Source organism: Dokdonella sp., from assembly GCF_035511235.1.
Classification (GTDB): Bacteria; Pseudomonadota; Gammaproteobacteria; order Xanthomonadales; family Rhodanobacteraceae; genus Dokdonella.
This window is the reverse complement of sequence record NZ_DATKFQ010000010.1, coordinates 101,119-110,648: the sequence shown is the minus strand read 5'-3', so window position 1 is coordinate 110,648 and position 9,530 is coordinate 101,119. Positions and strand designations below refer to the sequence as shown.

Genomic DNA, 9,530 nt, shown 5'->3' with positions numbered 1-9,530 from the left:
TCTTGTCAAAAGTCACCAAAACCGTCTGCGCTGACGCGAGCCGGCGCGGCTGCGCCGCGCCGGTTCCCTGCGCTTCTCGGTCGCCCAGGCACGCTGCCCCAACTCGCTGGCGCTCAGACACGGGGCAGCTCTTCGGCCTGGTCGACCTGCGATGCTCGGCTCGCTTTAGGCGCACCAAAGGCGAAGAGCGAAAGCCACATCAAGAGCAAAAGCCGAAGCAACAGCAACAGCAAAAGACGAAGCAACAGCCGAAGCGACAGCAACAGCGACAGCGACAGCAGCCGCGGCTGATGACGGTGGTGGGATGGACGTCAGGCGTGTGCGGTCGACGTGCGAGTGACGTTCAAGAAAAGCAGTTCGGCGTTGCGCGGCGTCAGGGCGATGCGATGGCGTCGAGCGCGAGCAGGTCGCGTTCGATCGCGAACACGTGCGGGTCGTCGGCTTCGAGCGCGCGCAGTGCCTCGGCCAGCCGCAGCAGATAGTCGCGATTCGGTCCGCTCGGCCCGGCGGCCGTCGCGACGTGACGCGCGATCGCGGACTCCGGCGCCGGACCCAGATATGCGGCGTTGTCCGGATCGGCGATGTAGACCAGGCCCTCGGTGCTGTCGCCGTCGTCGAAGCGAAGCGTGACGCGGCGGCGCAGATAGCCGTTCTTCTCGCGGTGATCCAGGTGCGCGAACACGGCCGGCGTGATCCGGTAGGCCATGCCGACGCAGACGGCGCCGGGCAGCTCGATCAGCGTCGCGACGCGCCCTGGCGCTTCGGGCGTGCCGCGGTGGTCGTGCGAGCCCTGCCAGAAGCGCCGCGTCCAGCCTTCCACCTGCGCACGGCGGCGCTCCAGATACGCGAAGTCGGCCTTGTAGATCAGCGAGCCGTAGCCGAACAGCCAGACCTGCGCGTCGCGCTCGAACAGGCGCATCTCACGGTTGATCGCGGTGGTATCGGTCGACATCGGGCGGGGCGTCGCGGCGGCTTAAAGCGATCTTAAAGCCGGCGCCGCAAGGTGACGAGGCATCCGCTGCCGAGATGACCGATGTCGCTACACGTCCTGGTCCCGCCTTCACGTCCGTCCGGCGAGCGGGCGGATGTCCAGTCCGCTGCGAGCTCGCCGCAGGTGCGGACCGCCCGGGTCACCCGCACCGATGCGGCCGCGCTGTCGAGGCTGATCGGCGAACATGCGCTCGCGCGCGCTGCAGCCGCGCCGGTACCGGCGCGGACCGAACTGACCGAGGCGCTGTTCGAGCCGCCGCTGCGCGCCTGGGCGTGGCTGGCCTGGGTGGACGGCGCAGCGGCCGGTTATGCCGGCGCGACCGCGAGCTTCTCCTGGTCCGAGCAGGCCTACTTCCTTGCCGTCGAAGCGGTCTACGTGCGCGCGGGGCTGCATCGCGACACGATCGTCAGCGCGCTGCTGGCACAGGCACGCTGGACCGCGCATCAGCTCGGCTGCAGCCACCTGCAGTGGCAACTGCCGTCCGGTCTCGCGCCGCCTGCAGCGGTCGGCGCCCGGCCGGCGCAGACAAGGCTGTATCGGCTGTCGCTCGGCGCCGGCTGAGCGGCGCCACCCGGGGCGCCCGATACTTCAACAAGATTGAAGTATCGGGCGCCCTCCGTTATCGTGCGCCGATGGCTCGCCCGTTCCGGCATCCACCCGCCCATGCGTTCGACATCGACGCCGTCCTGCATGCGCTATCCGACCCGGTGCGGCGCGGCGTGATGGTCAAGCTGCTCGGCTGCGAGGGCCTGAGCTGCTCGAAGGCCTGCGCCGATCTGTCGCCGTCGACGATCTCGTTCCACCACCGCGTATTGCGCGAGGCCGGCCTGATCCGTTCCGAGAAGCGCGGCGTGGAGGTCATCAACCGCGCGCGCAAGGCCGAGGTCGACGCCCGTTTTCCGGGCCTGCTCGACGCGATCCTGCGTCATCACGACGGCGGCTGACGCCAAGCGTTCTCCTCCCACCCCACCAGGAGTTTCCGATGGAATACAGAAGACTCGGCCGGTCCGGCCTCAAGGTGCCCGTGCTCAGCCTCGGCACCGGCACGTTCGGCGGCGTCGGCGACATGTTCGCCAAATGGGGCAGCACCGACATCGCCGAGGCGACGCGTCTGGTCGACGTCTGCCTCGAGGCCGGCCTCAACTTCTTCGACACCGCCGATGTGTATTCGGCCGGCGCGTCCGAGGAGATCCTCGGCCAGGCGATCAAGGGCCGCCGCGACCAGGTGCTGATCTCGACCAAGGCCACGTTCACGACCGGCAAGGGGCCCAACGACAAGGGCTCCTCGCGCTACCACCTGGTCAAGGCGGTCGAGGCCAGCCTGCGCCGGCTCGGCACCGATCACATCGACCTGTACTTCATGCACGGCTACGACGCGCTGACGCCGCCGGAGGAGGTGCTCGGCGCACTTGACGATCTGGTGCGCGCCGGCAAGATCCTCTACATCGGCTGCTCGAACTTCTCCGGCTGGCACGTCATGAAGGCGCTGGCCACGTCCGAGCGCCACGGCCTGGCCCGCTACGTCGCCTACCAGGGCTACTACTCGCTGGTCGGCCGCGACTACGAGTGGGAGCTGATGCCGCTGGCGCTCGAGGAGGGCCTCGGCACGATGGTCTGGAGCCCGCTCGGCTGGGGCCGCCTGACCGGCAAGATCCGGCGCGGCCAGGCCGCGAGCGGCGGACGCATCGGCGCCGGCGGCGACAAGGGCGGTCCGCAGGTCGACGACGAATACCTCTACACGGTGGTCGACGCGCTCGACGCGGTCGCGCGCGAGACCGGCAGGAGCGTGCCGCAGATCGCGCTGAATTGGCTGCTGCAGCGGCCGAGCGTCGCCAACGTCGTGATCGGCGCGCGCAACGAGGAGCAGCTCAAGCAGAACCTCGGCGCACTCGGCTGGACGCTCGATCCGGCGCATGTCGCCGCGCTCGACGCGGCCAGCCAGCGCACGCCGATCTACCCGTACTGGCATCAGCGCGACTTCGACGAACGCAATCCGAAGCCGACGCGCTGGTGACGCGAGCGCGCTGCCGCGGCGTCGACGCGCCGCGGCAGCGCGGCGGCTTCGTCGCCGCCGGCGACGAGGTCAGCCGCGCGGCTTGCCGCGCAGGCGCTGGATGCCCTCGACGACCGCCAGCACGACGATGCCGACCGCGATGCCGACCAGGGCGTTGCCGAGCATCGAGACCAGGCCGCCGAGGAAGCCGCCCTCGGGCGTCAGATGCTCGATCGCATGATGGATCGGCGCGATCGCATGGACCAGGATGCCGCCGCCGACCAGGAACATCGCTGCGGTGCCGGCGACCGACAGCGTCTTCATCAGCCACGGCGTACTGCGCAGCAGGCCGCGGCCGAATGCGCGGATCGCGCGCCGCAGCGGGCCTTCGCCGGAACGGCCGGCCAGGTGCAGGCCGGCGTCGTCGAGCTTGACGATGCCGGCGACCAGGCCGTACACGCCGACCGTCATCAGCAGGCCGATCGCGACCAGGGTGCCGATGCGCGCCTGCAGCGAGGCCTGGGCGACCGCGCCGAGCGAGATCACAATGATCTCGGCCGAGAGGATGAAGTCGGTGCGGATCGCGCCCTTGATCTTGTCCTTCTCGAACGCGACCAGGTCGATCGACGCATCGGCCGCGGCGCTCTTGAGCTCGGCCTTCTCGTGTTCGGTGTCGGCCCGGTGCAGCAGCCGGTGCGCGAGCTTCTCGACGCCCTCGTAGCAGAGGAAGGCGCCGCCGACCATCATCAGCGGCGTGACCGCCCACGGCGCGAACGCGCTGATCAGCAGTGCGGCCGGGACCAGGATGGCCTTGTTGACCAGCGAACCCTTGGCGACCGCCCAGACCACCGGCAGTTCACGGTCGGCACGGACGCCGGTGACCTGCTGCGCGTTGAGCGCGAGGTCGTCGCCGAGCACGCCGGCGGTCTTCTTTGCTGCCACCTTGGTCATGACGGACACGTCGTCGAGCAGGGTGGCGATGTCGTCGATCAGGGCGAGCAGGCTGGAACCGGCCATCGGAGCGTCGGATCTGGGGGCGGGGCGTCGATTCTCGCATCGACGGGACCGCCGCGGCGAGGCGCCGCCGCGCCGGCCTTGGCGGCCCGCGATCCGCGCGGTGCGCGCCGGCTGCGAACGCCGATGCGCGCGCAACGGCGGCTGGCCGTCATCGCCGCTCGCGAACGCCGAGCGGCCGGCCGGCGCATGCCGCCGATGCGGCGATGACTCAGGCCTTCTTGAGGAACTCGGTGCGCAGCACCAGACCCTTGACCTTGTCGGCGTTGCATTCGATCAGGTCTTCATCGTCGGTCAGCCGGATGTTGCGGATCAGGGTGCCGCGCTTGAGCGTGACCGAGCTGCCCTTGACCTTGAGGTCCTTGATGACGAGGACCGAGTCGCCGTCGGTCAGTGGGGTGCCGTTGCTGTCTTTGACGTTCATCGGGATGCCGGAGGAAGAGAGCCGGCGGCGGCAGCCGGCGGCGGGCGGCGAGTATAGCGGCGCGCAGCGGATGCGGCGCCTTGGCCAGCGCGATGATCAGTTCGCGCGCCAGCTTGCGCTGGCTCGCCGGCAGGCCGAGGAAGGCCTCGATCGCCGCGCGATCCTGACGGTCGGCGGCCGCCAGCCACGACGGCAGCGCGCGCTCCTCGATGCGCGAGCGGCGCGACGCCCGGTCGCCGAAGCGCAGCACCTGCGGCTCCATGTGCAGCAGATCGGCCAGCACCTGCAGCTTGTCCTGGGTCGGAATCGACTTGCCGCCCATCCAGCGCGATACCGCCTGGAAGCTGACCGAGCGGCCCCAGTAGCTGGCGTTGAACTCGCGCTCGAGCACCGACGGGCGCTCGGCCATGCCGCGGGCGCGCATGCCTGCGCGCAGGCGCTCGGAAAATTCACGCTTCTCCTGGCTCATGGAACCGGAACTTACGTTCTGGTCCGCCAGGCGATTGAACGACCGTTTTCACGATCGATGCAAGTATCGGTTTCAGTCAGGCGCGCTCACGGCGCGCCACTCAGTCGATCACGCGCACCTGAAGGGCGTCGTGGCCTTGCGCGTAGCGCTCGCGCTCGGCGCGGCAGTACGCGCTGCCCATCGCGAACTTGCGGCAGATCGCCGGGCGCTGCGCATAGATGCTGCAGCACATGTGCACGGGATCGAGCGCGGCGCACCAGCCGTCCTCGCCGCGGGCCATCACCGTCAGGCCTTTCGGATCGTGCGCGAGCAGATGGCCGGGCACGCGGTCGCCCGGCAGCACGACGACGGTCAGCCGGCAGCACACCGCGTCGCAGGCCGTGCACGAGACGGTCGGGTCGATCTCGGTGTCGTCCAGCGTGCGGTCCTCGCTCATCGGATGCCGCCCATGGCCGAGATCGCGCTGCCGCGCACGTAGCTCAGCGTGCGGCCGCGGAACGGCGCGGCTTCGCCCGAGGTGAACGTATGGAAGGTCTCGTCGAGGCGGTAGCCCTGTTCGACGAGCAGGCGGCTGAGGCCGCCGCTGTGGCCGCGCCCGGGATCGGTGATCAGCACCTGGGCATCGGACCGCGCGTGGCGCCGCATCAGTGCGCCGAGCTGGGCGGCCTGGCCGCGCTCGTAGAGGATGTCGCTGCCGATGATCAGGTCGAAGCGGCCGAGCGTGGCATCGGGCAGCGACCACGGCAGATCGCGATAGACGATCGGCGCCAGCGCGTTGAGCCGGGCGTTGCGGTCGAGGAAGGCGCGCGCCAGCGGATGATGGTCGCTGGCGACCACGTCGGCACGGCGATGCTGGAGCACCAGGCTGGACAGGCCCAGTCCGCAGCCGATCTCGAGGATGCGCTTGCCGGCGACGTCGGCCCCGGCCATCGCCTCGGCCAGCGCGCGTCCGGCCGGCCAGACCTGACCGAACAGGCTCCATTGCGCGCTCGAGATGCCGGCGCGCTCCGCCTCGCCGCCGGGGTCGGCGAACTGCTGCAGATCGCTCAGCGCGCGGATGCGATAGCGATGGCCGCCCAGGCGGACGGCGAACTGGCGGGTGGTGTAGCCGGGCATCGGTACGGCTCCCTCGGCGAAGGATCGGCACGCCCGACGGCGGACGTGGAGGGGAGCGAAACGGCGACAGGATCGGGCCGGGCCAGTCGCGCGGAACGTTTGGGGCATCGGCATCTTACGCCGTTCGCGCCGGCACTGCCGGCAGGGCTTTCGTCACGGGTCAGGGCGGTGATGCGCGCGTTATGCTCGATTCATTCCCGACATCGCGGTCGCCGTCGCGACCGCCCCGCAGAGGAGTTGCCGCCGCATGATGCTGAAAATCTCCGCCGCCGCGCTGGCGCTCGGCGCCGTCTCGGTCCACGCGGTCGATCTGGCCGACACGCGCATGCTGTTGGCGCCGGCCGTGCACGGCGACCGCATCGCGTTCGCCTACGACAACGATCTGTGGCTGGCCTCGCGCAGCGGCGGCACCGCGCGCCGGCTGACCCAGGCGGCCGGGCAGGAGAGCGCGCCGCGCTTCTCGCCGGACGGCCAGTGGCTGGCCTTCAGCGCCAACTACGGCGACAACCTCGACGTCTACGTGATGCCGGCCGGCGGCGGCGAGGCGCGCCGCCTGACCTGGCATCCCGGCAGCGACGTGGTGCGCGGGTTCACGCCGGACGGCCAGATCCTGTTCCAGTCCGAGGAAGGCCACTTCACGCGTCGGCTGACCTATCTGTACACGGTGCCGGTCGGCGGCGGCGTGCCCAAGCGCCTGCCGGTGCCGTCGGGTTCGAAGGCGGCCCTCTCGCCGGACGGGCGGACGCTGGCCTACACGCCGAACGCCGAGGCGTTCGGGCAGTGGAAGCATTACCGCGGCGGCACGCAGAGCCGCATCTGGCTGATGAACCTCGCCGACCAGGCGGTGCGCGAGGTCGCCAAGCCGGCCGGCGGCAGCAACGACACCGATCCGATGTGGATCGGCGACACGCTGTACTTCAATTCCGACCGCGACGGCGAGTTCAATCTCTACCGCTACGACGCCGCTGCGGCCAAGGCGACCGCGCTGACCGCGCTGAGCGGGTTTCCGGTGACCGCCCCGAGCGCCGATCCGTACGGCGTGATCGTGTTCGAGCAGGGCGGCCGCCTGCATCAGCTCGACACGGCGAGCGGCGCGGTGGCGCCGATCCGCCTGTCGGTGGTCTCGGACCTGGTCGAGACGCGGCCGCGCCAGGTCTCGGACCTCAAATGGGTGCGCGAGGCGGCGGCCTCGCCCGATCTGAAGCGCATCGCGTTCAACTACCGCGGCGAGATCGTCACGGTGCCGGCCGAGAAGGGCGATCCGCGCCAGCTGACGCGCTCGACCGGCGCCAACGACCATTCGCCGGCCTGGTCGCGCGACGGCAGGCGCATCGCCTGGTTCTCCGACGCCGACGGCGAGTACGCGCTGTACGTCGGCGACCAGGACGGCAGCGGCACGCCGCGCCGCTACGCGCTCGACGGTGCCGGCTACTACGACACGCCGCTGTTCTCGCCGGACGGCAAGCGCATCGCCTACCAGGACAACAGCCAGTCGCTGTGGGTGATCGAGCTGGCCAGCGGCCGCACGACGCGGATCGCGTCCGAGCCGGTCTACACGCCCTTGGACCTGATGAGCGCCAACTGGTCGCCCGATTCGCGCTGGCTCGCCTATACGGTGCAGAACGCCGGCCTGATCCAGACCGTGTACGCCTGGTCGGTCGAGAGCGGCCGCTCGCTGCAGCTGACCGACGGCCTGACCGAGATGGTGCAGCCGGTGTTCGATCCGAACGGCGAGTTCCTCTACGTGCTGGCCTCGACCGACGCCGGCCCGCTCAAGGACTGGTTTTCGCAGATCAGCATCGACAATGCGATGCGCCATGGTCTCTACGCGATTACGCTGCGCCGCGACGGCCCGAATCCGGTACCGCCGCAGAGCGACGAGGTCGCGCTGCGTGACGAGAAGGAGGACGGCAAGGACGACAAGAAGGACAAGGCCGGCAAGGACGGCGAGAAGAAGCCGCCGGTGGTGCGCATCGACGCCGACGGCATCGCCGACCGCATCGTCGCGCTGCCGGTCGGCGAGGCGACGCGGCACGGTCTGGCGGTCGGCGCCAGCGGCGAGATCTTCTTCCTCGAGACGGTCGGCCGCACCTCGTTCGAGGCGTTCGGCGGCGCCGCCGAGCTCAAGCGCTACTCGCTGGAGTCGCGCGAGACCAAGACGCTGGCGCGCAAGGTCGAAGGCTTCATGCTGTCCGGCGACGGCAAGCGCATCGCCTGGCGGATCGGCCAGGACTGGTTCGTCGGCGAGGTCAAGGACGAGCTGCCGCAGGGCAAGGGCAAGCTGGCGCTGGACCGGATCTCGGTGGCGGTCGACCCGCGCGCCGAATGGGCGCAGATCCTCGACGACGCCTGGCGCATCAACCGCGACTACTTCTACGCGACCAACTACCACGGCGCCGACTGGAACGCGATGCGCGAGAAGTACCGCACGTTCCTGCCGCACCTGGCGACGCGCGCCGACCTGGACCGCGTGATCCGCATGATGCTCAGCGAGCTCGCGGTCGGCCACAGCTATCTGACGCCGGGCGACTACCCGCTGGCGCCGAAGAAGGTACCGGTCGGCCTGCTCGGCGCCGACTATGCGGTCGAGAGCGGCCGCTACCGGTTCGCCAAGGTGCTCGGCGGCCTCAACTGGAATCCGGATCTGCGCTCGCCGCTGCGCACGCCGGGCGTCGAGGTCAAGGCCGGCGAATACCTGCTCGCGGTCGACGGCGTGCCGCTGCATGCGCCGGCCAGCGTCTACGCGCCGTTCGAGAACCGCGTCGACCGCCAGGTCCGCCTGACGGTCGGTCCGAGTCCGGACGGCAAGGGCGCGCGCGACGTCGTCGTCGTGCCGGTCGGCGAGGAGCGCGGCCTGCGCTATCTGGACTGGGTCGAGCGCAACCAGCGCTACGTGACCGAGAAGAGCGGCGGCCGCCTGGCCTACGTGCACGTGCCCGACACCGCCGAGAACGGCCATGCCAGCTTCAAGCGCTGGTTCTATCCGCAGTCCGACCGTGCCGGCATCATCGTCGACGAGCGCTTCAACGGCGGCGGCCTGATCGCCGACTACTACATCGACATCCTGCGCCGCCAGCCGATCGCGCACTGGACGCTGCGCTACGGCGAGGAGCTGGTCAGCCCGCGCGGCGCGATCTTCGGTCCAAAGGTCATGATCACCGACGAGACCGCCGGCTCCGGCGGCGATCTGCTGCCGTGGATGTTCAAGCGCTTCCAGCTCGGGCCGGTCGTCGGCAAGCGCACCTGGGGCGGCCTGGTCGGCATCCTCGGCTTTCCGACGCTGATGGACGGCGGCTCGGTGACCGCGCCGAATCTGGCGATCCGCACCGAGGACGGCTATGCGATCGAGAACGTCGGCGTGCCGCCCGACATCGAGGTCGAGCAGTGGCCGGCCGAGGTCAACGCCGGCCGCGATCCGCAGCTCGATCGCGCGATCGCGGTCGCGCTGGCCGCGCTCGAGCGGCAGCCGCCGCCGTCGACGCAGCGGCAGCCGTTCCCGGTCCGCACGCGCTGAACGATACGG

General features: G+C 70.3%; 8 protein-coding genes and 1 pseudogene. 4 read left to right on the top strand and 5 right to left on the bottom strand.

The genetic code is table 11. The annotated features are described in order from the left end of the window. Positions 1–373: 373 nt before the first annotated feature. The gene (locus tag VMR06_RS06155) at positions 374–952 is read right to left on the bottom strand and encodes a gamma-glutamylcyclotransferase (protein WP_325374137.1); all 579 of its coding nucleotides are present in this window, start codon (positions 950–952) and stop codon (positions 374–376) included. A gap of 81 nt (positions 953–1,033) precedes the next feature. Between VMR06_RS06155 and VMR06_RS06150 the strand changes: the two genes are divergently transcribed. From VMR06_RS06150 to VMR06_RS06140, 3 genes are all read left to right on the top strand, one after another. Beyond that, positions 1,034–1,552 (top strand): hypothetical protein, encoded by a 519-nt coding sequence (locus VMR06_RS06150; protein WP_325374135.1) that lies wholly within the window; start codon positions 1,034–1,036, stop codon positions 1,550–1,552. Between the two features lie 71 nt (positions 1,553–1,623). Continuing rightward, entirely contained in the window at positions 1,624–1,935 is a 312-nt protein-coding gene (locus VMR06_RS06145; RefSeq protein ID WP_325374133.1) for an ArsR/SmtB family transcription factor, read from the top strand. 38 nt (positions 1,936–1,973) lie between these two features. Then, complete coding sequence (locus VMR06_RS06140) at positions 1,974–3,005, top strand: aldo/keto reductase (RefSeq protein ID WP_325374131.1); 1,032 nt, start codon at positions 1,974–1,976, stop codon at positions 3,003–3,005. A 69-nt stretch (positions 3,006–3,074) separates the two neighbouring features. On the opposite strand, the gene VMR06_RS06135 is transcribed toward VMR06_RS06140, so the two are convergent. From VMR06_RS06135 to VMR06_RS06120, 4 genes and pseudogenes are all read right to left on the bottom strand, one after another. Then, positions 3,075–4,001 carry a DUF808 domain-containing protein gene (locus VMR06_RS06135; RefSeq protein ID WP_325374129.1) on the bottom strand — a complete coding sequence of 309 codons (927 nt, stop codon included), beginning with the start codon at positions 3,999–4,001 and terminating at the stop codon, positions 3,075–3,077. A 208-nt stretch (positions 4,002–4,209) separates the two neighbouring features. Continuing rightward, a pseudogene (locus VMR06_RS06130) lies at positions 4,210–4,416 on the bottom strand (alkylphosphonate utilization protein); the annotation flags it as partial. Between the two features lie 575 nt (positions 4,417–4,991). Then, positions 4,992–5,327, bottom strand: coding sequence for a YkgJ family cysteine cluster protein (locus VMR06_RS06125; RefSeq protein WP_325374127.1), 336 nt, complete (start codon positions 5,325–5,327; stop codon positions 4,992–4,994). Continuing rightward, positions 5,324–6,007 (bottom strand): SAM-dependent methyltransferase, encoded by a 684-nt coding sequence (locus VMR06_RS06120; RefSeq protein WP_325374125.1) that lies wholly within the window; start codon positions 6,005–6,007, stop codon positions 5,324–5,326. Before VMR06_RS06120 ends, VMR06_RS06125 begins: the two co-directional genes overlap by 4 nt. Before the next feature lie 247 nt (positions 6,008–6,254). Between VMR06_RS06120 and VMR06_RS06115 the strand changes: the two genes are divergently transcribed. Continuing rightward, complete coding sequence (locus VMR06_RS06115; RefSeq protein WP_325374123.1) at positions 6,255–9,521, top strand: S41 family peptidase; 3,267 nt, start codon at positions 6,255–6,257, stop codon at positions 9,519–9,521. Positions 9,522–9,530 lie beyond the last annotated feature (9 nt).